Here is a 23397-nt window from a genome sequence, read left to right on the forward strand (position 1 = left end):
TCACGACATGACGACCACCACCACACAGGTCGCGAGCCCCGCCCCGGCCGAGGCCGCCGGGACCCGGCCGCCGCGGCGGCTGCGCGGCAGCCGCACCCTCAACTTCTGGCTCTTCACCAGCCCGTTCCTGATCGGGCTGATCGTCTTCGTGTACGTGCCGATCGGCTGGAGCCTCTACCTCAGCTTCTTCGAGGCCCGCTTCACGGTCACGCCCAGCGAGTTCGTCGGACTCGGCAACTACCGCGAGATCCTCTCCGACAGCGGGTTCATGGGCTCGCTGGGCACCTTCACCGTCTTCGCCGCCTTCATCGTGCCCACCACCTGGGCGGTCTCCCTGGGCCTCGCCCTGCTGGTGAACCGGCTGCGTTTCATGCGGGCGTTCTACCGGTCGGTGTTCTTCCTGCCGACCGCCTGCAGCTATGTCGCCGCCTCGCTGGTCTGGAAGATGTCCCTCTTCAACGGCGTGCGGTTCGGCCTGGCCAACACGGTGCTCGGCCTGTTCGGCGTCGACAACGTCGCCTGGCTCGCCAACCCCGACCCGCCCTGGTACTGGCTGGTCATCATCACCGCCCGCCTGTGGCTGCAGTCCGGTTTCTACATGATCCTGTTCCTGGCCGCGCTGCAGAACATCCCGCAGGAGCTGTACGAGGCCGCCGCCATCGACGGCGCCAAGCGCGGCTGGCAGACCTTCCGGTACATCACGCTGCCGCAACTGCGGGCCACCTCCACGGCCGTGATCCTGCTGCTGCTCGTGGCGGCCTACCAGGCCTTCGACGAGTTCTTCAACCTGCTGTCCAAGACCACCTGGGGCCGGCCACCGCTGGTCGAGCTGTACTACACCGCCCTCGGCCAGGACCAGAACTACGGCAAGGGCAGCGCCGGAGCCGTGGTGCTGACCGTGCTGATCTGCGTCGTCACCCTGTTCCAGGGGAAGATCATGGGCTTCGGAAGGGGTGAGGAGTCCAAGTGACCACGACCGCACCCGAGGTCCGCAAGCGCGCCCGGCGCGGCGGGGTGATGAACTCCACCGGCCTGTACATCGCCACCAGTGTCGCCGCGCTCCTCTTCCTCGTCCCCTTCTACCTGCTGATCCGCAACGCCCTGTCCACCGACCCGGAGATCACCGGCGAGAACTGGAAGTTCTTCCCGACGCACATCCAGTGGTCCAACATCACCGAGCCCTTCGAGGACCCGACGGTCGACTTCGGCCGGTCGATGGTGAACTCGCTGGTCGTCGGGATCCTGCACACCGTCGGCACGCTGTTCGTCTGCTCGCTGGCCGGATACGCCCTCGCCCGCATCCCCTACCGGCACGCCGACAAGATCTTCTACGGCGTCCTGGTGACCCTGATGGTGCCGGCGGCGGTCACGTTCGTCCCCAGCTTCGTGCTGGTGTCGTCCCTCGGCTGGGTGGACAGCTACCGGGGCCTGATCGTCCCGGGGCTCTTCAGTGGTTTCACCTGCTTCCTGTTCCGGCAGTACTTCCTCGGGTTCCCGAAGGAACTGGAGGAGGCGGCGCGCGTGGACGGGCTCGGCTACTGGGGCGCGTACTGGCGTGTCGTGGTGCCGAACTCGCTGAACTTCTTCGCGGCGATCGCCACGATCACCTTCATCAACGGCTGGAACGCCTTCCTGTGGCCGCTGGTCATCGGCCAGGACCCGAGCGCCTGGACCGTCCAGGTCGCCCTGTCGTCGTACATGACCAACCAGACCGTCAACTACCACCTGATCTTCATGGCCACCGCCATCTCGATCCTGCCCCTGCTGTTCGTGTTCCTCTTCCTCCAGCGCTGGCTAGTGCAGGGGATCGCGCAGACCGGCATCAAGGGCTGAGCTAGGAGACCGATGTCTTTGCGCACGACCACCGCCTACGTCGAGGACGTCTCACCGGGCACCGGGGCGCTGCCACCCCGCGCCTGGTACGCGTCCTCCGACGCCACGTCCCTCTCCCTCAACGGCAGCTGGCGCTTCCGGCTGTCGGACACGGCCGACGCCGAGGACGACTCCTTCGCCGCGCGGGGGTACGACGCCGGTGACTGGGCGCAGATCACGGTCCCCGGCCACTGGGTGCTCCAGGGCCACGGCTCCCCCATCTACACCAACCACCTCTACCCGTTCCCGGTCGACCCGCCCCGGGTGCCGACCGAGAATCCGACCGGTGACCATCTGCGCGTCTTCGACCTGCCCGCCGACTGGCCGGCCGACGGTGCCGCCGTGCTGCGCTTCGACGGTGTGGAGTCGTGCGCCCGGATCTGGCTGAACGGCACCGAAATCGGCGAGTTCAAGGGCTCGCGGCTGCCGCACGAGTTCACGGTCGGCCATCTGCTGAAGCCCGTCGACAACGTGCTGGCGGTCCGCGTCCACCAGTGGTCGGCGGGCTCGTACCTGGAGGACCAGGACCAGTGGTGGCTGCCGGGCATCTTCCGGGACGTCACCCTGCTGCACCGCCCCGCGGGCAGCGTCCGGGACTTCTTCGTGCACGCCTCGTACGACCACGTGTCCGCCACCGGCACCCTCCGCGTCGACTCCGACGTGGCGGGCCGGGTCACGGTCCCGGACCTCGGCATCGACGTCGCCACCGGCGAGCCGGTGACCGTCCCGGTCGAGCCGTGGACGGCGGAGTCACCGCGGCTGTACGACGGTGTGCTGGCGACCGCGGGCGAGCGGGTGCCGCTGCGCGTCGGCTTCCGCACGGTGGAGCTGTCCGACGGCCTGATCAAGGTGAACGGCCGCCCGCTGCTCTTCAAGGGCGTCAACCGGCACGAGTGGCACCCGGAGCGGGGCCGCGCCCTGGACGTCGAGACGATGCGCGAGGACGTGCTGCTGATGAAGCGGCACAACATCAACGCCGTGCGCACCTCCCACTACCCGCCGCACCCCGCCTTCCTCGACCTGTGCGACGAGTACGGCCTGTGGGTGATCGACGAGTGCGACCTGGAGACGCACGGCTTCACCGAGCAGGGCTGGCGGGACAACCCCGTCGACGACGACCGCTGGACCCCGGCCCTGCTCGACCGGGCGGCCCGGATGGTCGAGCGGGACAAGAACCACCCGTCGGTGGTGATCTGGTCGCTCGGCAACGAGGCGGGCACCGGCCGGGGGCTGACCGCGATGGCCGAGTGGATCCACGGCCGGGACGCCTCCCGGCTGGTCCACTACGAGGGCGACCTCGACTGCCGTGACACCGACGTCTATTCCCGGATGTACGCGGACCACGCCGAGGTCGAGCGGATCGGCCGGGGTCTGGACGGCGGCCCGCACCGGCGCCGCGAACTGCCGTTCATCCTCTGCGAGTACGCGCACGCCATGGGCAACGGCCCCGGCGGACTCGCCGACTACCAACGCCTGTTCGAGGCCCACGACCGGCTCCAGGGCGCCTTCGTCTGGGAATGGATCGACCACGGCATCGCCCACCCGGACCTTGGCTACGCCTACGGCGGCGACTTCGGCGAGGAGCTGCACGACGGCAACTTCGTCTGCGACGGCCTGCTGTTCCCGGACCGGCGCCCCTCCCCCGGCCTGCTGGAGTACAAGAAGGTGATCGAGCCGGTCACCATCACGGCGGACGGCACGGACAGCGCGGCCGGCACGGTCCGGATCACCAACCGGTACGACTTCTCGGACCTGTCGGCGCTCGCGTTCTCGTGGTCGTACGACGTCGAGGGCGAGACCGTGGACCTGGGCACCCTGCCGGTGCCCCCGCTGGCGCCCGGCGAGTCCGCCGAGGTCAAGCTGCCCGCCGCACCGGCCGGGGCACCCCCCGGCGAGGCCCACTGGACCATCCGCGCGGCCCTCGCCTCCGACGCCCCGTGGGCACCGCGGAACCATGTCGTCGCCTGGGGCCAGATCCCGGTGTCGGCGCGCCGGGTGCCGCAGGTCGCCGCGACCGCCCGCCCGGCGCCGGGCGACGGGGTGGTCACGCTCGGCCCGGCGGTGTTCGACGCCCGGACCGGGGCGCTGCGGACGATCGGCGGGGTACCGGTGACCGGTCTCCGGCTCGACGTGTGGCGGGCCACCACCGACAACGACGACGGCGCCGCCTGGCAGAGCGACCTGCGGTACGGGCTGCTGTGGCGGGGGCTCGGCCTGCACCGGATGCGGCACCGCCTGGACGCCGTCGATGTGGGCGAGGACGCGCTGACGGTCCGCACACGGGTGGCGCCGGCCGCCCGGGAGCTGGGACTGTCGACGGTATACCGCTGGACGTCGGACGGAGACAGTGTCCGGTTGACCGTGCACACCGTCCCGGACGGCGACTGGACCGTCCCGCTCCCCCGCCTCGGCATCCGCTTCGGACTGCCCGCAGTCGACCGTGTGCAGTGGTACGGCGGTGGCCCGGGCGAAGCGTATCCGGACACCAGGACGGCGTCTGCGGTGGGCAGATGGCAGTCGACCGTGGACGATCTGCAGACGCCGTACGTCCGCCCCCAGGAGAACGGCGCCCGCGCCGACGTCCGCTGGGCGGAACTGGGCGGGCTGCGCATCGAGGGCGATCCGGTGTTCTCGCTCACCGCCCGGCGCTGGACCACCGAGCAGCTGGACGCCGCCACCCACCGCAGCGACCTGGTGCCCGGTGACACGGTCTGGGTCAATCTGGACCACGGCCAGCACGGCATCGGTTCCCAGTCCTGCGGCCCGGCCCCGCTCCCCCGGTACCACCTGCGGGCCGAACCGGCGGAGTTCTCGTTCGTCTTCTCGCCGACCGGATGACCGGCGCAGCCTCGAAACCGGCCGCGGCCGACCCTCCCCCGGGTCGGCCGCGGCCGCGTCGGGCGCTGATCCCCCCTTGTTCATGCAAGCGTTTTCCCAACCGTCTTCTCAACCCATTCGTTTGACGTGAACATGGTCGCCATGCGACCCATGGGACGACTCCTCGGCGCTCTCGCCGCCGGCCTGCTGACCGTGTCGGGGCTCACCGCCACCGCCGGTACCGCGCACGCCGCCGGTTCAGGGAGCTTCAGTGTCTTGACGTACAACGTGGCCGGGCTGCCGGAAGGCCTCAGCTCCAGCCATCCGGCCACCAACACGCCCCTGATCTCACCCCGGTTGGCGGGCTACGACATCATCAACGTCCAGGAGGACTTCAACTACCACGCGGCCCTCTACGCCGGCGACAACCACCCCTACCGCACCGCCACCAGCGGCGGCGCGGGCGTCGGCGACGGCCTCAACACCCTGTCGGCCTACCCCTTCGAGGACTTCGAGCGGGTGAAGTGGAAGGACTGCACCGGCACCAACTGCCTGACACCCAAGGGCTTCACCCTGGCCCGGATGCGGCTCGCCGAAGGCGTCTACGTCGACCTGTACAACCTGCACCCCAACGCCGACGACACCGACGACGCCCTGGCCGCCCGCCGCGCCAACATCGCGCAACTGTCGGCGTTCATCCAGGCCAACTCGGCGGGCAACGCCGTGATCGTGATGGGTGACACCAACACCCGGTACACCCGCGCCGGCGACAACATCCGCACCCTCGTCGACGGCAACGGCCTGACCGACGCCTGGGTGCGGCTGGTCAAGGGCGGTACGGCCCCCACGCAGGGCGCCGATCCGCTGCTGTGCCCGACATCGGCGCCCTCCGACGACTGCGAGGTGGTCGACAAGGTCCTCTACCGCGGCAGCGACCTCGTCTCCCTGGCGGCGACCCGCTACCACGACGAGTGGGCGAAGTTCCTGGACCCGGCCGACGGCAACCTCTCCGACCACTTCCCGCACACCGTCGACTTCTCCTACACCCTGAGCCCGAAGCTCCGGGCGAGCGACTTCTTCGGCGGCCCGCACGGCACCGCCTTCACCGACGCCGACGACCTGCCGGCCGTGCCCGCCCCGCGCACCCTCACCCTGCGCGGCGACGCCCGCCTGGACGGCGTATCCCTCACCCACGACGGCGGCACGGTCCTCGGTCACGGCGGCACGGGCGGTACGCCCACCTCCCTCACCCTGGCCACCGGGGAGCACCTGACCTCGGTGAAACTCACCGAGGGCCAGAAGGACGGCCGTACCCGGATCTTCTCGGCGGCGTTCACCACCGACCGGGGCAGGATGCTCGCGGCGGGCACGCCGACCGCTGACACCACCACCTTCACGGCGCCCACCGGCTGGCAGATCGTCGGCTTCTCCGGCCGCGCGGGCACCGAGATCGACAAGCTGGGGGTGCTGTACGCGCCCATCGGGTGATGCACACACCCGCCTTCCCTAGATGCTCTAGGCTTGTTCCTGGATACCCAAGGGAGGTGGGCGGATGGCCCGGGTGGGACTGAGCGCGGAGCGGGTGGTCGCGGCCGCCGCGGAGTTGGCGGACGAGGTCGGGTTCGACCAGGTCAGCCTCTCCGCGCTGGCCCGCCGCTTCGACGTCAGGGACGCGAGCCTGTACTCGCACGTCCGCAACCTCCAGGACCTGCGCACCCGGCTGGCGCTGTACGCGGGCGGCGAGCTGATCGACACCATCGCCGCGGCCGTGGCCGGCCGGGCCGGCAAGGAGGCACTGACGGCGTACGCCGGTGCGTACCGCGACTACGCCCTGCGCCACCCCGGCCGGTACGCGGCCACCCAGATCCGTATCGACCAGGCCCTGATCGCCGACTCCCCCGCACTGCGCCGCACCGCGCAGATCACCTACGGCATGCTGCGCGCGTACGCCCTGGAGGAACCGGACCTGACGGACGCGGTGCGCCTGCTGCGCAGCACCTTCCACGGCTACTGCGTCCTGGAGAGCGCGGGCGGCTTCGGCGCGGACCGGGAGGTGGGGGCCTCCTGGGACAAGGCGGTCGACGCCCTGCACCTCGCCCTCGAACACTGGCCGCGGGAGACCGGGAACGACGAGGAACGATGACCGGCATGCCGTACTACGACGTCACGGGCCGGGGTCCCGTACTGCTGCTGGTGCCGGGCGGCGCCGGGCATCCGATGGGCCTCGGGCCGCACACCGAGCGGCTGGCCACGCGCTTCACCGTGGTGACGTACGACCCGCTGGGCCTCGCGCACGGCCGGCTCGGCCGGCCGGTCGCCGAGCAGCGGGTCGCGGACTGGAGCGAGGGCGCGCGGCGCGTGCTGGAAGAGGTGCTGCCGGCCGGCGAGTCGGCGTACGCGTGCGGCACCAGCGCGGGTGGCATCGCGGTCCTGGACCTGCTGGCCCGGTGTCCCGACCGGCTGGCGCACGTGGTCGCGCACGAGCCGCCGTGCATGACGGTCCTGCCGGACGGTGCGGCCCGGCGGGCCGAGCTGATCGAGCAGCTGGACGGGCCCGAACGACCGCCTGCGGAGGGCGAGTCGGCCACGCCTATGGGTGTGTTCCTGGCCCGGGTACTGCGCCCGTTCACCGCTTACGCGCCCACCGCGTCCCCGCCCCCGGGGCGGCTCACGCTCGCCGCCGGGACCGGCTCGCGCGGTGAACTCCTGTACCGTACGGCCGAGTTCCTCGCCGAGCGTCTCGGGTGCGCCTTCGCCGAGTTCCCGGGCGGTCATCTCGGCGCCCTGGATCACCCCGTGGAGTTCGCCGACGTCCTCGCGGGGACGCTGCTGCGTTCCAGTGCGCGGACCTCGGCGTAGGTCGGGGCCGTGCCGCCCGGGGCGCGTCCGGCCACGATGTCGGCCATGGCGTCCAGGACCGCGCCGAGCGCCCGCCGGTACAGCAGCGAACCGAGGCTGATCCGGTGTACACCGAGGCCGGCGAGCTGGTCGACCGTCGGCCCGGCCGGCGCGTACAGCACGTTGAGGGGGACGGCGGTGTGCCGGACGAGGGTGGCGATGCGCCCGGGGTCGGTCAGGCCCGGTACGAACACCCCGTCGGCGCCGGCTTCCTGGTAGGCGTCGAGGCGGCGCAGGGTCTCCTTCTCGTCGCCGTCGCCCGACCAGTACGTGTCCGTACGGGCGTTGACGAACAGGCCGGGCACGGCCGCCTTCACCGCGGCGATCTTCGCCGCGTGCCGGCCGACCGGGCCCAGGCCGTCCTCGAGGTTGATACCGACGGCACCGGCCGTCCACAACTCAGCTGCCAGTTCGGCGACTTCGTCCGCGTCGTCGCTGAATCCGTTCTCGGCGTCGACGGTGAGGAGGTACGGCTCGGAGCCGAGGGTGAGGGCGAGACGGACGGTGTGCTCGCGGGTCGCCGCCTCCCCGTCGGGCAGGCCGACGGCAGCCGCGACCGCCAGGCTCGTCGTGGCGATCGCCGGAAAACCCCGGGCGGCGAGGACGGCGGCCGAGGCGTGGTCCCAGGCGTTGGGGAGCAGCAGCGGCTCGCCCGGACGGTGGTGGAGACCGGCGAAGGAGGCGGCTGAGGCAGGTGCTGCGGTCATACGGCCACGCTAGCCCTCTCTTCCGGATCCTGCCTGCGTCGCAGCGGAAAGGCACCGCCACCCCAAGCCGACCCGATCCAGAAGAGGGGACCTGGGCCCGGAACGCTTCGGCACCCGACGAACCGCCCCCCTCTCACCCGGGCGTCACCGACCACGAGGCTCCCGCGGTGTGTCCGCCCGGCGCCGTGAAACGGAAGACGGCGGCCCTGCCCTCCGGCCAGCTCACCCGCACCTCGTGGCCCGGCTCCGCGCCGTCGTGCTCCCGCACCGCCACGGACACCAGCTCGGTCAGGGGCAGCGGATGCGGCTCCCCGGTGAGCCGGGCGAGCGCCACGAACAGCGTGCCCGCACCGTCCGCGGTCACCCCGGCCCCCTCTTCCGACAGCCCGGCGACCGGCACGAGTTCGGCCCGTACGGCGTCCCCGGCCGGCCAGCCCGTCACCCGCACCGGGGTCCCGGGTGCCGCGCCGGCCACCAGATGGGCCCGTACCTCAACGGCACCCCGGACCACCACCAGGCTGGTCACGGTGATCCCGTCGCGCACGGTGTGCCGGGAGGCGATCCACCCCTCCCCCGTGCCGAGCGGCTCGATCTCCGTACGGCTCGCGTCACCGCCGACGAACACGCTGTTGTCGTACGACGGCACGGGCGCGGTGGCGGTCGAGTAGGCGAGCCGGGTGTAGTGGGGGTCGTAGCGGACGTCCTCGCTGCCGTGGTTGTGCAGCCGGACGAGGCCGTCGGAACGGGTCGTCTGCAGCAGCCAGTTGGGGGCGGGCACGGGATGCGTCGCGTCCGCGCGGTCGGCCGGGGCGGGGGCCTCCTGTGCCGTCCACACCTCGTGCCCGGACGACAGCAGCAGACCGAGGAAGCCCTTGCTCGCCCAGTACGGGGAGGCCGGGCCCGAGTACGTCTGCACCAGGGACGTGTCGGGGCCGAGCCAGCCGAGCGGCAGCAGGCCCCGCTCGTCGACCGCGCCGCCGTCGAGGAAGTACCGCAACGCGCCCGAGGCCAGGCGGCGGGTCTCGCCGGGGGGCAGGGGGGTGTGTCCGGTCAGGGCGCCGAGCCAGAGCGGGGCCGTCGTGGCGAAGCGGTAGGTGAGGGAGCGGCCCTGGCGCAGGGGGGCGCCGTCGGCGCCGAACAGTCGGGCGTAGTCGGCGAGGTGGGCGGACAACCGTCGGCCGTATACGGAAAGCAGCTCACTGTCGTCCGCCAACCATGCGTGGAGGACGGTGTACAGGTGCATGGCCCAGCCGTTGTAGTAGTCGAACTTCCGGCCCGGCCCGTCCGTGTACCAGCCGTCGCCGACATACCAGCCCTCGACCCGCATCAGCCCGCGCTCGATCGCCTTGCGCGCTCTCTCCTCCTGGTGGCCGATCTCGGCGAGGAAGCCGCCGACGGTGACGGGGAACAGTTCCCAGTTGCACGGCCAGGGTTCGGCGGTGAGCGCGTCCGCCAGCCAGGCGGCGGTCCGCTGGCGCACCGCGTCGTCCAGGCGGTCCCACAGCAGCGGCCGGGTCAGGCGCAGGGCGAGCGCGATCGAGGCGGCCTCGACCAGCGGCTGGCCGCGGTCCGTGATCCGCGGCCAGACCCCGCCCGGACCGGCGGCGAGGCCCTCGGCGTACCGGCCGAGCGCGGTCTCGTCGCGGCGGAACGCGGCCAGCAGCAGGGTGCGGGCGTAGCCTTCGAGCCCGTCGGAGAGGCGGCCGGAGTGGCTCGTGTGGTCGCCGGGCAGGTGGTAGAGGGCGCGGTCGGGGGTGGCGTACGGCGCGACGGCGGCGAGCAGTGCGTCGGCGGCGGCCTCCCAGTGGGCGCGGGTGTATCCGGTGTACGGGCTCGACGCGCGGTCGTCGGCGGGCAGTGCGATCACGGCGGTGGCTGTCCTTCCTCGCGGGATCCGGGGCGCCCCCTTTCCGGTCCGGGCGCCCGGGGGTTCATCCCACCCGTAGCGTGCCCTTGGGCACCAGACGCAGGGCGAGCAGCCCGTCGCGAACCAGCCCCGCGTACAGGGTGGCGCCGTGGGCGGAGGTGTGCGTGTTGTCGCGCTTCTCGTCGGAGAGGTAGAGCGACTTGGAGCCCTCCACGCCGAGGGACTCCACCAGCGCCTTGGTCTTCGCGGTGAGGTCGATCAGCGGGACACGCTCGGCGGCGGCGACCGAGCGGATGACGGCCGGATGGTCGACGCCGAGTCCGTTGACGAGGAGGGCGGTGTCGTTGTTCAGCGTGCCGTCGGCGTTGAACCAGCGGCGCACGATCGGGGTGACGAGCACCGGCCGCCCGCCCCGGGCCCGGATGCCCGCCACCAGGGTTTCGAGGTTGGCGCGGTAGGTCGCCTCGTCGGTGGTCTTGTCGTTGTGGGCGAGTTGAACGAGGACGAGGTCGCCGGGCCGGATCCGCGGTCGTACGGCGGCCCAGAGCCGCGGATTCTGCAGATAGCTGACCGTACTCTCGCCCGAGTCGGCGTAGTTGGCGACGGACAGGCCCCTGCGCAGGTACTGCGGGAGCTGCTGGCCCCAGCCGGAGTAGGGGTCGGCGGGCTGGTCGCAGACGGTGGAGTCGCCGATGAGGACGATCTGGCGGGCGTGCCGGGCCGGGGTGACCTCGATGCCGGCGAGGGCGGGTGCCGAGCCGCCGACTGCCAGGTCCAGGCCGGGAGTTCCGTCGGGTCCGGTCGGTTCGCCCTCGGGGGTGCGGACGTCGACGGTGAAGTTCCGGGTGACGCGCTCGTGGGCCGCCACGGCCGTCTCCGGCAGGAGTGAGCGCCGGGTCTCGCCGGTGATGCGGGTGCTGGACGCGGTGGCGCCGCCGAGCCGGACGGTCACGTCATAGGTGCCTGGCGGGACGTCGAAGTGGCAGGCGGTGGCGGTGCAGTCGGCGATGCCGGGTGTCCGGCCCGTGTGGGCCTGGGCGGGGGCCGCCGTCAGTACGGCACCCAGGGCGGCCGGCACCATCAGGGCGGCGGTGAAACGTCTCATGCGCGGCTCCTCCGTCGGTCGAACCTCGGCCGACCCGAGACCGTACCGTTCTCGGCAAGCGCTTTCTAGTCTTCGGCCGAATTTCCCACCACTACCAACTCCACACCGGTGAAAGCCCTTTCGCGGAATCGATTCAACTGTCACTCTGCCAGTCACCCGCACGCCCCGGGCCCCACGAAGGAGACACCCCCCATGTCCGGATCCCCCGACAGCGCGGTCTCCCGCCGCGCGTTCGTCGTCGGCGCCGCTGCCGCCGCCGGTTCCGCCACCCTCGCCGGTCCGCTCGCCACCGCCGCGTCCGCCGCCGGCTTCGGCTGGAGCGACGACGGCTCCGACTACGTCGTCGACACCGGCGCCGGCCTGGTCTTCAAGGTCAGCAGGACCACCGGCGACCTGACGTCCCTGGTCTACAAGGGCACCGAGTACCAGGGCTACGGCGGCAAGAACTCGCACATCGAGTCCGGCCTCGGCAGCTCCACGGTGACCGTGGCCCGGTCCGGCTCCACCATCCTGATCTCGGTCACCCACGGCACACTGCGCCACTACTACGCCGCCCGCAGCGGCGAGAACAACGTCTACCTGTGGACCAACAAGGCCGACGCCTCGGTCAGCGCGACCCGTTACATCGTGCGCGTCCGGGCGGGCCTCTTCCCCAACGACCAGCCGGACTCCTACGCCTACACCACCAGCACCATCGAGGCCTCGGACGTGTTCGCCAAGTCCGACGGGCAGACCCGCTCCAAGCACTACTCCAAGCTCCGGACCATCGACTACGACCACATCGGCTGGACCACCGGCAGCGTCGGCCTGTGGATCGTCCGCAGCAACCACGAGAAGGCCTCCGGCGGCCCCTTCTACCGCTCCCTGCTGCGCCACCAGAGCGCCGACGGCGGCGGGCTGTACGAGATCCTGTACTACGGCGAGAACCAGACCGAGGACGAGCGGTACGGCCTCCAGGGCCCGTACGTCATCGCGTTCACGGACGGCGGGGCACCGTCGTCCGCCCTGTACCACGGCACGCTGACCACCCCGTGGGCCGACGCGCTGGGCATCGCCGGGTACGTGCCGGACAGCGGGCGTGGGCGGGTGGCCGGGGCCGGGATCACCGGGCGGGACACGGCGTACGCGTACACGGTCGGGCTCGCCAACGCGGCGGCGCAGTACTGGGCGGGGGCGCGCGCCTCGGACGGGTACTTCTCGGTGTCCCGCGTACTGCCGGGTGCATACACGCTGACCGTCTACAAAGGCGAGCTGGCTGTGTACACCACCCAGTTGACCGTGTCCGCGGGCGCGACGACCACCCTGAACACGATCGCCATCCCGTCGTCCAACGACCCGTCCACCGCGACCGCGATCTGGCGGATCGGCGACTGGGACGGCACTCCGAGCGGCCTGAAGAACGCGGACCTGATGACGTACGCCCACCCCTCCGACGTCCGAGCCGCCTCCTGGACCGGGAACGTGGTGATCGGCAGCGGCACGGAGACATCCGCGTTCCCGTGCTACCTGTGGAAGGACGTCAACAGCGGACTGCTCGTCTACTTCCGGCTCACCGCCGCACAGGCCGCCGCCGCGCACACCCTGAGGATCGGCGTGACGACGGCCTACGCCAACGGCCGGCCGCAGATCACCCTCAACGACAGCTGGACGTCGGCGATCCCCGCCCCGCCGGCCCAGCCGAGCACCCGCTCCCTGACGGTGGGCTCGTACCGGGGCAACAACCACACGTTCACCTACAGCGTCCCGGCCGGCGCCTGGCGCACGGACGCCGGCCAGTACAACGTGCTCCGGATCAATGTGGTGAGCGGTTCGGGGACGACCGGCTACCTCAGCGCGGGCACGGCGATCGACGCGATCGACCTGCTCGCCTGATCCGACGTCATGTACCGCGAGTCCACTGCTGGTTGTTGCCTCCGTTGCAGGCGTAGGTGATGAGTGCCGCGGAGTTGGCGGTGGAGGCGCCGGACACGTCCAGGCACTTCCCGCTCGTGCGGGCCCTGAGGGTGACGTACGAGCCGGCGGAGGCGACCGACCACTGCTGATTACCGCCGCCGGTGCAGTTCTCCTGCGTGACCGTGCTCGCGTTCTCCTGCAGGCACAGGGAGCCGGCCCGGCCCACCAGCGCGTGGTAGCCGTTGCCGAGGTCCTTGAACCACCACTTCTGGTTGGCGCCGCCGTTGCAGGTGTACTGGCTAACCGCTACGCCCTGCCACAGGGACTGGCCGGGTACGTCGGCGCACTTGGCGCTGTGCCGGGCGATCAGCGTGTTGTAGGTGGCACTGGTGCCGGTGACGGTACCGGCGGCGGTGTCGACGGTGACCTCCGGATACCACGACATGCTCATCGAGGTGGAGGTCGGGAAGGCCAGCGGCAGCCAGACGTAACGGGAGTCGTCGACCTTGCCGCCGAAGGAGTTGCCCCAGCGGTCACCCATGTAGAGGTACGAGGTTCCCGAACTCCCCTGCAGCGGGAGGACGTAGGCGGTCTGGGAGCCGTAGGCGGTGGAGTCGCCGACGTTCGTCCAGGAGGTCCAGGGGCCGGCGAGGGAGGTGGCGGTGGCGTACTGCTGCTGGTTGGGGTTCCAGCCGGTGGCTCCCGAAGTGAGCATGAAGTACACGCCGCCCCGCTTGAACAGGGCGGGGGCTTCGCGGTGGCCGCCGGGCCAGGGGTTGGCGAGCAGGCTGTCGATGCCGGTGTAGTCGGCGGTGAGCCGGTAGATGTGCAGGTCGTTGTTCTCGTTGGCCGCCGAGACCATGTAGGCGGTGCCGTCCGTGTCGACGTACGTGGTGAGGTCGCGGGACATGTACTGACCGAGCGGGCGGAAGCTGCCCCGGTAGGTGTAGGTGCCGTCGACGGTGTCGGAGACGGCGACGGCGGCGCGCGCCTCGCTGTAGTCGGTGCCGTTCTCCTTGTGCATCCACATGACGAACGTGCCGGTGGCCGCGTTGTAGATGACCTTGGGGCGTTCGATGTAGGCGGTGGCCAGTTCGGCGGCCGAGGACTGGGTGAGGACGCGGCCGCGGAACTCCCAGCTCTTCAGGTCGGTGGAGCGGTAGGCGTCGACCGACCGGAAGGTGTTGTCGCTGTTGCGGTCCTCGCCGAACCAGTAGTAGTAGGCGCCGACTTTGAGGACTCCGCCGCCGTGCGCGTGCACGGGGTTCCCCGACGTGTCGGTGAACTGTACGCCGTTGGCAGTCGTCCGTGGTGCCGCCTGGGCGGGGCCGGCCGTCGCCAGGGCGGCTGCGACGGCGCAGCACAGGGTGAGCAGGATGGCGTACGCGCGTCTCATCTCAGTCACCCGCCTTCACGGTGTCGGCCACGGGGACGCCGAAGTCCGGGGTGCCGTCCGGCTTCCAGCCGAGTCTCTGGACGCGGGTGTGCCGGTTGGGGTCGTTCAGCGGGTCGCCGGTGATCTCCTTGTACTGGCGGGCGTGGTAGACGAGCACGTCGGTACGGCCGTCCTCGGCGACGGTGAAGCAGCTGTGCCCGGGGCCGTACTGCTTCGTGGTGTCGTTGCTGGTGAAGACCGGGACGGGCGACTTGCTCCAACTCCGGGCGTCCAGCAGGTCGTTGTGGGCGTCGGCGGTGAGCAGGCCCATGCAGTAGTGCCAGTCGGTGGCGCTGGCCGAGTAGGTGAGGAAGACCCGGCCGCCCCGTTGCAGGACGTACGGGCCCTCGTTGACCTTGTAGCCGACGCACTCCCACGCGTACTCGGGCGTGGACAGCCGCACCTGGGGGCCGGTCAGCGTCCAGGGATTGGCCATCTTGGAGATCCACAGCGCGGTGTTGTTGTCCATGCCGGGTTCGTGCTGGGCCCAGACCAGGTAGCGGGTGCCGTGGTGGTTGAAGGTGGTGGCGTCGAGGGAGAAGGTCTCCCACGCGGTCCTGATCCGGCCGCGTTCGACCCATGTGCCCTTGAACGGGTCGGGGTTCGCGTTCTCCAGCACCCAGATGCGGATGGCCCACACGTCCTCGGCGGGGGCGGAGGCGAAGTAGATGTACCACTTGCCGCCGATCCGGTGCAGCTCGGGTGCCCAGATGTGCGCGCTCATCGGGCCGGTGGTGTGGGCCCGCCAGATCACCGATTCGGTGGCGGTGGAAAGGCCGTTCAGCGTGCGGGCGCGGCGCAGGACGATCCGGTCGTACTCCGGGACGGTGGCCGTGAAGTAGTAGAGGCCGTCGGTGTGGCGGGTGATGTGCGGGTCGGCGCGCTGGACGACGAGGGGGTTCCTGTAGGGGGCCGCCTTGCCGGGCGCGGACGGGGACGCGGACGCGGAGGTGGCGGAGGTGGCGGAGGTGGCGGCCAGGGCGCCGGCGGCTGCGGCACCCTTCAGCAGCAGGCGACGGGAGGGGGCTTCGGGCAGGTCGTGATCGCGGCTCATGCGGACTGCCTCTCGGTGGGGGACAGCGGTACCTTCGGAACACCATTCGTTCGATATCGCGTACAACATCTGTGATTCCGAACGCCGAAAAGGTAAGGGTGGGCCCCGAGAGGGTCAATGGGTCGCGCGGGAGGAGGGGAAAGCGCTTCCCCTCCTCCCGATGTGGACAGCTGACGTCAGGCGGGCGTTTCGGCCGGTTCCCGGCGGCCGCGCAGCCACACGTACACGGGGATGCCCGCGAAGAGGAACAGCACGCCCTGGTAGACGGCCGCGTAGCCGGCGCCGGCGATCAGCCAGAAGGAGAAGGCGAAGGACAGGGCGGCGACGGTGAGGTCACGGGCGAGGCCGGCCGGTCGGACCCGGGCACGGGACCCCTGGGCCAGCCAGTACAACTGGGCGGCCGCGGACAGGAGATACGGCACGCAGCCGGTGAACGTGGTGATGAGCACGAGGACCCGGAAGGTGGTGTCGGGGCCCGCCGTGTAGTTGAGGGCGATCAGGAGCGTGCCGAGGACCGCGCAGGCCCACACTCCGAAACCGGGCGCCCCGCCCCTGCCCGACTTCGCGAAGGGGGCCGGGAAGAGCCCGTCGCGGGCGGCGGCGTACGGCATCTGCGCGGCCAGCAGGATCCACCCGTTGAGGCAGCCGGTGATCGAGACGACGGCGACCAGGGCGATGACGGTACCGCCCCAGTGGCCGCCGGTGATCGCGTCCACGGCGTCGGCGAACGGCGCGCCGGACTGCGCGAGTCGCGCGTGCGGGACCAGGCCGAAGACGGCGACCGTGCCGAGCAGGTAGACGAGCGCGGAGCCCAGCGTGCCGAGGACGCTCGCGCGGCCCACCGTACGCTCCGGGTCCTCCACCTCGCCCGCGCTCACCGCTGCCGACTCGACCCCGAGGAAGCTGTAGAGAAGCAGCGCGGCCGAGGCGGCGACGGCGCCCGGGACACTGTCATGGGTGGCGTTGAACGGGCCGAAGTTGTCGGCGCGTACGAAGAACAGTCCGACGGTCGCGATGAGGAGAAGGGGGACGAACTTCAGTACGGTGCATACGATCTGCACCACACCGACGACACGGGTACCGGCGAAGTTCGCGGCGGCCGGCAGCCACAGTGCGGCGACGGCGACCAGGCCTTGGAGGAGGCGGTTGCCGTGCAGGGGTATGAGGACGTCGACGTAGCCGACGACGGCGACCGCGAGCGCGGCGATGCTGACCCAGCACATCGTCCAGTACGACCAGGCCGACAGGAACCCCGCGAACGGCCCGAAGGCGTCGCGGGGGTAGACGTAGAGGCCGCCGGTGACCGGGCTGCGGCGGGCCAGCTTGCCGAAGAGCAGGGCGAGCAGGACCGCGGCGACGGACAGCACGGCGAAGGCGAGCAGGCTGACCGTGCCGTACGGGGCCACGGTGGCGGGCAGGGCGAAGATGCCACCGCCGATGATGTTGCCCATCACGAGGGCGGTGGCGGCGGCCAGGCCGAAGGTGCGGCGCCGGGGAGTGGCGGCGGCCTCGGCCGGCCGTGCGGGTTCGGTGGAGCTGGGCGCAGTCATGACGGTTCCGTACACGGGAGCGGGAGGGGGCGTGATCGTACCCCGCTGTTCCACATGCTGGGCGCTCTGTTCACGAACTGGACACACTCACGGGCGTGCGCGGAGTCTCCGCAGGTCAGCAGAGTCTGGGCAGGTGCTCACCTACTGGACACCGGGGTCCGTATCCCCAGCGCTTCGATTAGCGTCGTGACATGACGAGCAACACCTCCCCCAGTCTCTCCGCAGCCCTCGCCGCCGGAACGGTCGTGCTCGACGGCGGCATGTCCAACCAGCTGGAGTCGGCCGGACACGACCTGAGCGACGAGCTGTGGTCGGCGCGGCTGCTCGCCGAGCGACCCGAGGCGGTCACCGAGGCGCACCTCGCCTATTTCAGGGCGGGCGCGGACGTCGCGATCACCGCCAGCTACCAGGCCACCTTCGAGGGCTTCGCCAAGCGCGGGATCAGCCGCGCGGAGGCGACCCGCCTGCTGGGGTCGAGCGTGGAGCTGGCCCGGCGGGCCGCCCGGCAGGCTCACGCGGACGGGGTCGACCGCCCGTTGTGGGTGGCGGCCTCGGTCGGCCCGTACGGGGCGATGCTCGCGGACGGCTCCGAGTACCAGGGGCGGTACGGGCTGGGCGTCGGCGAGCTGGAGCGGTTCCACCGGCCGCGCATGGAGGTGCTGGCGGAGTCCGCGCCGGACGTCCTGGCGCTGGAGACGGTTCCGGACGCGGACGAGGCGGCGGCCCTGCTGCGGGCGGTGCGCGGGCTGGGGGTGCCCGCCTGGCTTTCGTACACGGTCGACGGTCGGCACACGCGCGCGGGACAGCCGTTGGAAGAAGCCTTCGCCCTGGCCGCCGACGTGGACGAGGTCATCGCGGTCGGCGTGAACTGCTGTGCGCCCGAGGATGTGACGGACGCCGTGGAGATCGCGGCCCGCGTGACCGGAAAGCCGGTCGTGGTCTACCCCAACAGCGGCGAGGCCTGGGACGCGGAAGCCCGCGCCTGGGCCGGCCGCACCACGTTCGGCACCGAGCAGGTCAAGGCGTGGCGGGACGCGGGGGCACGGTTGATCGGGGGGTGCTGCCGGGTGGGACCGGCGGCGATCGGGGCGGTGGCGCGGGCGCTGGACTCGGCCTGAGTGCGGCGGCCGACGTGGGCTGTTCCATCGTGGGGGGTGAGGGGCGGCTGGTGACTGAGGTGTGCCGACCGTCGACGGTCGGCTGCCGACTCTGTCGACCCGGGGAGTGTCGACGGGCGGCAGGCGACTGTGTACGGGCGACCGCAGACGGGCGACCCTAGATCGCCGACAGGATGCAATCAGTGCCGCCGGACCACCGCCGACCGTCGCAAACGGCGTACCGCCGCCGCCCACTCGGCCCCCGGCGCCCGGATTCCGGAGGCGCGGTCGGACTCCGGGACGGTGTGCGCAGTCGACCACAGGGTGATTTCCGCGTCCCGTGGGCCGTATGCCGTGTACGGTCGACCGTCGCCGAAGATCCGTACCGGATGGGACGCGTCCCAGGCCTGCCACCCCGGGTCCCCGCTCGTGGCGAACCGCACCCAGGCCGCGTGCATCGCGTCGCACAGTTCCTGCGGGGCGCCCTCGCCGGCCAGTTTCCTGGACTCGGGCACGTCGCCGGTGTCGAAGACGAAGCCCAGTTCCAGGGCGTGGCAGGCACCGAGGCCGGGGAGGCGGGACGGCCAGGCGAACTCGTAGAGGTGGGAGGTGCCGGCCCGGGCGTCGGCGAGGCGGTGCAGCGGGGCGCGCAGCAGGTGGTCGGTGACCATCTGGCCGACGATCTCGGCGACGCCGGCGTCGGGGTGGAGGGCGCGGTAGGCGCGGGGTACCTCGTGTCCGGCGTGGCAGCGGGCCATGGCTGCGGCGAGGGCGACCGGGCCGAGCCGGTCGATGTGTTCCTGTAGTCCACCGGGTGTGAACCAGAGCCGGTACTCGTCGCGGGTCCAGCCCATGAGCAGGTCGACGCCTGGGGCGGCGCCACCGTCGAGCAGGGCCTGGAGGGGGTCGCGGGGGACGAGTTCGCCGTCCACGACGATGCCGAACGCGGGTCCGCCCAGGACGGGGCTGCTGAGCCGGCCGACCTCGGCCTGGGTGCGCAGCAGCAGGTCGCGGTCGACGGCGGCGAACGCCTCGGCGGTGGCGGGGATCTTCAGCCGATTGGCCATGCGGCGCACCATGCGGCGTACCTTGTCCCGGTCGGAGACTTCCGGCGGTCCGCTCTGCAGGACCGCGCGCCGGATCAGGCCGCGGGTCGCGGGGGCGGCGAGCAGGACGCCGGTGCTGATGGCGCCGGCCGACTGGCCGCACAGGGTGACCCGGTCGGGGTCGCCGCCGAAGGCGCCGATGGTGTCGTGCACCCAGTGCAGGGCGGCGAGTTGGTCGCGCAGGCCGGGGTTGGGGGGTGCGTCGGGGAACAGGCCGTAGCCCTCGACGCCGAGGCGGTAGTTGACCGAGACGCAGACGACGCCGTCGCGGGCGAAGGTACGGCCGTCGTACACCGGCACGGCGGAGGAGCCCCTGGTCAGGGCACCGCCGTGCAGCCAGACGACTACGGGGAGCCGGGCCCCGGGCCCCGGCTCGGGGGTCCATACGTTGAGGTTGAGGCAGTCGTCGCCGGGGATCACCGGGTCGGACAGGTACCGGGCGAACGCATCGGAGTACGGCGGTTTGGGCGCGGTGGGCCCGAAGGCGCCGGCGTCGCGCACGCCGTCCCAGGGCTCGGGCGGTTCGGGCGGGCGGAACCGGCGGCGGCCGAAGGGCGGGGCGGCGTACGGGATGCCGCGGAACACCGCGATGCCGCGCTCGTACCGGCCGCGTACGGCTCCGTGGGGTGTGATGACCACGGGGCCCGTCTGGTCTGCCGCCATCGCCCACCAGCCCTTCGCCGAGCTCGCGCACCGTTCGCGGTTCACCTTTCGCGGTTCACCGTTCCGGTTCGCGGCTCACCGTTCACCCCAGAGCATCACATTGTCCGAATGTATTCCGGTGCACGAGCCCAGGACTGGGCCATTCGGCGTATACGGCGTATACGGCGAGGGATCCGGGAGGGCACCCCCTCCGAGGAGCCCGTGGAGTGGCCGATTGACCCGTCCTTCCCGGCAGAAATACGGTAGAAGGCGCTTTCTGCACGCCTGTCCACGCCCCCCGCCCCACCGTTCGTCAGGAGAGCCATGCCCAGCCCTCAGCCGCCGCGGGCCGTGTTCGCGATGGATCCGGTGCATCTCCCGCTGCTGTTCCCCCCGCCGCTCATGGAACGGCTGAGGCGGACGGCGGACATCGACCCGGCGTTCGTCGTCAGGGACTTCGCCGATCCGGCGGCGGCCGGCACCCTGGCCACGGCCGAGGTGCTGATCACCGGCTGGGGCTGCCCGCACCTGGACGCCGGTGTCCTGGCCGCGGCCCCGGAACTGCGTGCCGTGCTGCACGCCGCCGGCTCGGTCCGTTCCCTGGTCGGCGAGGCGTTGTGGGCCGACGGCGTCACCGTCTCCAGCGCGGTCACCGGTAACGCGCTGCCGGTGGCGGAGTACACGCTCGCGATGATCCTGCTCGTCGGCAAGGACGCCTTCGACCACCGTGAGCGCTATCGCCGCACCCGCACCCATCCGACCCCCGCCGAGACCGCCGCCACCGGCAACCTGGGCCGCCGCGTCGGAGTCGTCGGCGCCTCCCGCGTGGGCCGCCGCCTGATGGAGCTGCTGCGGCCGTTCGACCTCACGGTCCTGCTGTACGACCCCTACGTCAGCCCGGCCGAGGCCGCCGCACTGGGGGCGGAACCGGTACCGCTGGAGGACCTGCTGCGGCGCAGCGACATCGTCACCCTGCACGCCCCCGACATCCCCGAGACCCGTCACATGCTCGACCGTGCCCGGCTCGCCCTGGTCCGGGACGGGGGTGTGCTGATCAACACCGCGCGCGGTGCGCTGGTCGACCACGAGGCGCTGACCCAGGAGCTGGTCTCGGGACGCCTGCGCGCGGTCCTGGACGTCACCGAGCCCGAACCGCTGCCCGCCGGTTCCCCGTTGTACCGGCTGCCCAACGTCTTCCTCACCCCGCACATCGCGGGCTCGCTCGGCAACGAGCTGGAACGGCTGGGCGTGATCGTCGTGGAGGAACTGGAGCGACTGGCCGAGGGCCTGCCACCGCGACACCGGGTGCGGCACGGGGACCTGACCCGCGTGGCCTGAGGACACCCGGCAACCCACCGGGTCGGGAGACCGGGACCCCCGGCGTTCGGAGTTTCGAAAGTTCCGCCGCGTGCCATCGCGTGAATTCCCAGGTCTTCCCGCCGTCTTGGCGCGCACTTATCGTAGGAAGCGCTTTCCGCACGGTCGGCGAGCAGGCCGTCGTGGCAGCGTTCGGCCCAGCGTCGGCCGCAGCGTTGTCGCAACGTCGGTCGCAACTTTCGGTGGCCCACGGGCGGGCCGGAGAGGTGGTTCCCCATGGTCCGTGCGGGGAGTACGAGCGTCGCGGCCGGGCCGACGCTGGCGGTGGTGGCCCGGGAGGCGGGCGTGTCGGTGCCCACCGCGTCCAAGGTGGTCAACGGCCGGGACGACGTGGCTCCGGAGACCCGCCGCCGGGTGACCGAGGCGCTCGACCGGCTCGGCTATGTGCGCCGGCCCCGCTTCGACGCGTCGAAGGCGCCGGGCCTGGTGGACCTGGTGCTGCACTCGTTGGAGAGCTCCCGGTCGGGGGCGGTGCTGCGCGGGGTGGAGGCGGCGGCGTACGAGGCGGGTCTCGAGGTGGTGGTCTCGGCCGGTGCGAGCCGGACCAGGGACGCCCGGCCGGAGCGCGGCTGGCTGGACAAGCTGATCACGCGCGGTTCCTCGGGCGTGCTGCTCCCGCTCGCGGAGCTGTCCACGGCGCAGTACGCGTGGCTCGACCACCATCGCATCCCGTACGTGCTCATCGACCCGGTGCACGAGCCGCCGGCCGGGGTGGTGTCGGTCGGGGCGGCCGACTGGCAGGGCGGGGTGCGTGCGACCGAGCATCTGCTGGGGCTGGGCCATGAGCGGATCGCGGTGATCGCCGGGCACCGGCGGGCGATGGCCGACGGCGCCCGGGTGGCCGGTTACCGTTCGGCGCTCGCCTCGGCGGGCGTGCGGCAACGCGCCGATTACGTGCGGCACGCGGGCGGTGACGAGACCACGGCCCGGCTGCGCATGCACGAGCTGCTGGAGCTGCCCGAGCCGCCGACCGCGGTGTTCGTGTGCGCGGACCGGATGGCGCTCGGGGTGTACGCGGCGCTGGCGGAGCGGGGGCTGCGGGTGCCGGACGAGGTGAGCGTGGTGGGCTTCGACGATCTGCCCGAGGCCCGTTGGGCCGTCCCGGCGCTCACCACCGTACGGCAGCCGTTGGCGGAGATGGCGGCGACGGCGCTGCGGCTGCTGGTGCGGTTGATGCACGGCGAGCGCCCCGAGGGGACGCGGACGGAGCTGTCGACACGGCTGGTGGAGCGGGCGAGTACGGCCCCGCCCCCGGCGGCCCGCGCCGCGGCGAGCGGACCGGTGCGGCCGGCCGAGCGGCCGACCGCGTGACGCCGGTGGGTGCGGGCCGAGCGGCCGACCGCGTGACGGGGAATCTGGTGGGAGGCGGGTACGGTGACCGGGCCGGGGCGGGGTTCGTTTGCCGGGCATGAACCACACCACGCGTATCGCCGCGGCCCTCGCCGTGACCGCGGCCGCCCTGGTCACCGTCTACGGCTCGGCGCACGCCTCCCGCACCGTCGCGCCTGGACAGCAGCGCGTCACCGTGGCCTCGCCCGCCGACGAGCACGATCCGAAGGAGGACGTCGAGCTGGACGAGACCGGCCGCCCGGACCTCACGGAGGACTGAGCGCCGTACGGGCCGGGCACACGGAGACGGCCGGGCACCTCCCGCACGGGGTGCCCGGCCGTCTCCCTGTTCCGTCGTCCCCTACCCTTCGGTCCCTTCAACCGCCACGGTCCCTCCAGGCGCCACGGTCCCTCCAGGTTCCTGAGTACCTCCCGTTCCCTGAGCCCCTTCCGGCACCGCCGTCCCTGCAGACCCTTGCGTCCGTCCTGGTGCGTCGGTCTCTCCAGGTCCCTCGGTCGTCGGCTTCTCCGGCTCCGCGTCCGCCTCCCTGCCGCGGCCGGGGCCGGGGCCGAAGAGGGCCTCCACCACGTCCACGGCGCTGCCGTCGTGGTCGCTGCCGGCGGTGCCGCTGCCGGTCTGCACATTGG

Annotated in this window: 18 protein-coding genes; 11 read left to right on the top strand and 7 right to left on the bottom strand. The window is 71.9% G+C overall.

Translation table 11 applies throughout. From position 1 onward, the window contains the following. Positions 1-7: 7 nt before the first annotated feature. The 6 genes from ACZ3ZD_RS18935 (at position 8) to ACZ3ZD_RS18960 (ending at position 7548) form a co-directional block, all read left to right on the top strand. Complete coding sequence (locus ACZ3ZD_RS18935; RefSeq protein WP_467398500.1) at positions 8-970, top strand: carbohydrate ABC transporter permease; 963 nt, start codon at positions 8-10, stop codon at positions 968-970. After that, positions 967-1833, top strand: coding sequence for a carbohydrate ABC transporter permease (locus ACZ3ZD_RS18940; protein ID WP_467398502.1), 867 nt, complete (start codon positions 967-969; stop codon positions 1831-1833). The genes ACZ3ZD_RS18935 and ACZ3ZD_RS18940 overlap by 4 nt, the downstream gene beginning before the upstream one ends. Positions 1834-1845: 12 nt before the next feature. Then, positions 1846-4710 (top strand): glycoside hydrolase family 2 TIM barrel-domain containing protein, encoded by a 2865-nt coding sequence (locus tag ACZ3ZD_RS18945; RefSeq protein ID WP_467398504.1) that lies wholly within the window; start codon positions 1846-1848, stop codon positions 4708-4710. A 150-nt stretch (positions 4711-4860) separates the two neighbouring features. Continuing rightward, positions 4861-6177, top strand: a complete 1317-nt coding sequence (locus ACZ3ZD_RS18950; RefSeq protein ID WP_467398993.1) for a jacalin-like lectin — start codon at positions 4861-4863, stop codon at positions 6175-6177. 64 nt (positions 6178-6241) lie between these two features. Next, positions 6242-6832 carry a TetR-like C-terminal domain-containing protein gene (locus tag ACZ3ZD_RS18955; RefSeq protein WP_467398506.1) on the top strand — a complete coding sequence of 197 codons (591 nt, stop codon included), beginning with the start codon at positions 6242-6244 and terminating at the stop codon, positions 6830-6832. After that, a complete protein-coding gene (locus ACZ3ZD_RS18960) occupies positions 6829-7548 on the top strand; it encodes an alpha/beta fold hydrolase (RefSeq protein ID WP_467398509.1) in 720 nt (239 codons plus the stop codon). Before ACZ3ZD_RS18955 ends, ACZ3ZD_RS18960 begins: the two co-directional genes overlap by 4 nt. Here ACZ3ZD_RS18960 and ACZ3ZD_RS18965 read toward each other — a convergent pair. The 3 genes from ACZ3ZD_RS18965 to ACZ3ZD_RS18975 form a co-directional block, all read right to left on the bottom strand. Further along, positions 7479-8294 carry an isocitrate lyase/PEP mutase family protein gene (locus ACZ3ZD_RS18965; RefSeq protein WP_467398511.1) on the bottom strand — a complete coding sequence of 272 codons (816 nt, stop codon included), beginning with the start codon at positions 8292-8294 and terminating at the stop codon, positions 7479-7481. The two genes, ACZ3ZD_RS18960 and ACZ3ZD_RS18965, sit on opposite strands and share 70 nt — an antisense overlap. A 133-nt stretch (positions 8295-8427) precedes the next feature. Beyond that, positions 8428-10158: a DUF2264 domain-containing protein gene (locus ACZ3ZD_RS18970; RefSeq protein WP_467398996.1), complete on the bottom strand. Its 1731-nt coding sequence runs from the start codon at positions 10156-10158 to the stop codon at positions 8428-8430. A gap of 67 nt (positions 10159-10225) precedes the next feature. Then, a complete protein-coding gene (locus ACZ3ZD_RS18975) occupies positions 10226-11266 on the bottom strand; it encodes a rhamnogalacturonan acetylesterase (protein WP_467398512.1) in 1041 nt (346 codons plus the stop codon). 192 nt (positions 11267-11458) lie between these two features. Between ACZ3ZD_RS18975 and ACZ3ZD_RS18980 the strand changes: the two genes are divergently transcribed. Then, positions 11459-13138: a rhamnogalacturonan lyase B N-terminal domain-containing protein gene (locus ACZ3ZD_RS18980; protein WP_467398515.1), complete on the top strand. Its 1680-nt coding sequence runs from the start codon at positions 11459-11461 to the stop codon at positions 13136-13138. 7 nt (positions 13139-13145) lie between these two features. On the opposite strand, the gene ACZ3ZD_RS18985 is transcribed toward ACZ3ZD_RS18980, so the two are convergent. The 3 genes from ACZ3ZD_RS18985 to ACZ3ZD_RS18995 all read right to left on the bottom strand — a co-directional run bounded on the left by ACZ3ZD_RS18985 (position 13146) and on the right by ACZ3ZD_RS18995 (position 17198). Continuing rightward, the gene (locus tag ACZ3ZD_RS18985) at positions 13146-14555 is read right to left on the bottom strand and encodes an RICIN domain-containing protein (protein ID WP_467398998.1); all 1410 of its coding nucleotides are present in this window, start codon (positions 14553-14555) and stop codon (positions 13146-13148) included. A 1-nt stretch (position 14556) separates the two neighbouring features. After that, positions 14557-15648, bottom strand: a complete 1092-nt coding sequence (locus tag ACZ3ZD_RS18990) for a glycoside hydrolase family 43 protein (protein ID WP_467398517.1) — start codon at positions 15646-15648, stop codon at positions 14557-14559. A gap of 176 nt (positions 15649-15824) precedes the next feature. After that, on the bottom strand, positions 15825-17198 hold the full coding sequence (locus ACZ3ZD_RS18995) for an amino acid permease (protein WP_467398519.1): 1374 nt from the start codon (positions 17196-17198) through the stop codon (positions 15825-15827). A 191-nt stretch (positions 17199-17389) separates the two neighbouring features. Between ACZ3ZD_RS18995 and mmuM the strand changes: the two genes are divergently transcribed. Further along, entirely contained in the window at positions 17390-18316 is a 927-nt protein-coding gene (mmuM, locus tag ACZ3ZD_RS19000) for a homocysteine S-methyltransferase (protein ID WP_467398520.1), read from the top strand. 179 nt (positions 18317-18495) lie between these two features. On the opposite strand, the gene ACZ3ZD_RS19005 is transcribed toward mmuM, so the two are convergent. After that, positions 18496-20064, bottom strand: coding sequence for a carboxylesterase/lipase family protein (locus tag ACZ3ZD_RS19005; protein WP_467398522.1), 1569 nt, complete (start codon positions 20062-20064; stop codon positions 18496-18498). Between the two features lie 303 nt (positions 20065-20367). Between ACZ3ZD_RS19005 and ACZ3ZD_RS19010 the strand changes: the two genes are divergently transcribed. The 3 genes from ACZ3ZD_RS19010 (at position 20368) to ACZ3ZD_RS19020 (ending at position 23029) form a co-directional block, all read left to right on the top strand. Then, positions 20368-21381, top strand: a complete 1014-nt coding sequence (locus ACZ3ZD_RS19010) for a hydroxyacid dehydrogenase (RefSeq protein WP_467398525.1) — start codon at positions 20368-20370, stop codon at positions 21379-21381. A 255-nt stretch (positions 21382-21636) separates the two neighbouring features. Continuing rightward, a complete protein-coding gene (locus ACZ3ZD_RS19015) occupies positions 21637-22731 on the top strand; it encodes a LacI family DNA-binding transcriptional regulator (RefSeq protein ID WP_467398527.1) in 1095 nt (364 codons plus the stop codon). A 97-nt stretch (positions 22732-22828) separates the two neighbouring features. Further along, the gene (locus ACZ3ZD_RS19020; protein ID WP_467398528.1) at positions 22829-23029 is read left to right on the top strand and encodes a hypothetical protein; all 201 of its coding nucleotides are present in this window, start codon (positions 22829-22831) and stop codon (positions 23027-23029) included. The last annotated feature ends 368 nt before the right edge of the window (positions 23030-23397 follow it).

It is taken from the genome of Streptomyces sp. NPDC023481, assembly GCF_055560195.1.

What these genes read in the sequence shown, in the direction of transcription:
- ACZ3ZD_RS18985 (WP_467398998.1), bottom strand. Translation starts at nt 14,555, where the DNA reads ATGAGACGCGCGTACGCCATCCTGCTCACCCTGTGCTGCGCCGTCGCA.
- ACZ3ZD_RS18950 (WP_467398993.1), top strand. Translation starts at nt 4,861, where the DNA reads ATGGGACGACTCCTCGGCGCTCTCGCCGCCGGCCTGCTGACCGTGTCG.
- ACZ3ZD_RS18960 (WP_467398509.1), top strand. Translation starts at nt 6,829, where the DNA reads ATGACCGGCATGCCGTACTACGACGTCACGGGCCGGGGTCCCGTACTG.
- ACZ3ZD_RS18975 (WP_467398512.1), bottom strand. Translation starts at nt 11,266, where the DNA reads ATGAGACGTTTCACCGCCGCCCTGATGGTGCCGGCCGCCCTGGGTGCC.
- ACZ3ZD_RS19020 (WP_467398528.1), top strand. Translation starts at nt 22,829, where the DNA reads ATGAACCACACCACGCGTATCGCCGCGGCCCTCGCCGTGACCGCGGCC.
- ACZ3ZD_RS18955 (WP_467398506.1), top strand. Translation starts at nt 6,242, where the DNA reads ATGGCCCGGGTGGGACTGAGCGCGGAGCGGGTGGTCGCGGCCGCCGCG.
- mmuM (WP_467398520.1), top strand. Translation starts at nt 17,390, where the DNA reads ATGACGAGCAACACCTCCCCCAGTCTCTCCGCAGCCCTCGCCGCCGGA.
- ACZ3ZD_RS19010 (WP_467398525.1), top strand. Translation starts at nt 20,368, where the DNA reads ATGCCCAGCCCTCAGCCGCCGCGGGCCGTGTTCGCGATGGATCCGGTG.
- ACZ3ZD_RS19015 (WP_467398527.1), top strand. Translation starts at nt 21,637, where the DNA reads ATGGTCCGTGCGGGGAGTACGAGCGTCGCGGCCGGGCCGACGCTGGCG.
- ACZ3ZD_RS19005 (WP_467398522.1), bottom strand. Translation starts at nt 20,064, where the DNA reads ATGGCGGCAGACCAGACGGGCCCCGTGGTCATCACACCCCACGGAGCC.
- ACZ3ZD_RS18995 (WP_467398519.1), bottom strand. Translation starts at nt 17,198, where the DNA reads ATGACTGCGCCCAGCTCCACCGAACCCGCACGGCCGGCCGAGGCCGCC.
- ACZ3ZD_RS18990 (WP_467398517.1), bottom strand. Translation starts at nt 15,648, where the DNA reads ATGAGCCGCGATCACGACCTGCCCGAAGCCCCCTCCCGTCGCCTGCTG.
- ACZ3ZD_RS18935 (WP_467398500.1), top strand. Translation starts at nt 8, where the DNA reads ATGACGACCACCACCACACAGGTCGCGAGCCCCGCCCCGGCCGAGGCC.
- ACZ3ZD_RS18945 (WP_467398504.1), top strand. Translation starts at nt 1,846, where the DNA reads ATGTCTTTGCGCACGACCACCGCCTACGTCGAGGACGTCTCACCGGGC.
- ACZ3ZD_RS18980 (WP_467398515.1), top strand. Translation starts at nt 11,459, where the DNA reads ATGTCCGGATCCCCCGACAGCGCGGTCTCCCGCCGCGCGTTCGTCGTC.
- ACZ3ZD_RS18965 (WP_467398511.1), bottom strand. Translation starts at nt 8,294, where the DNA reads ATGACCGCAGCACCTGCCTCAGCCGCCTCCTTCGCCGGTCTCCACCAC.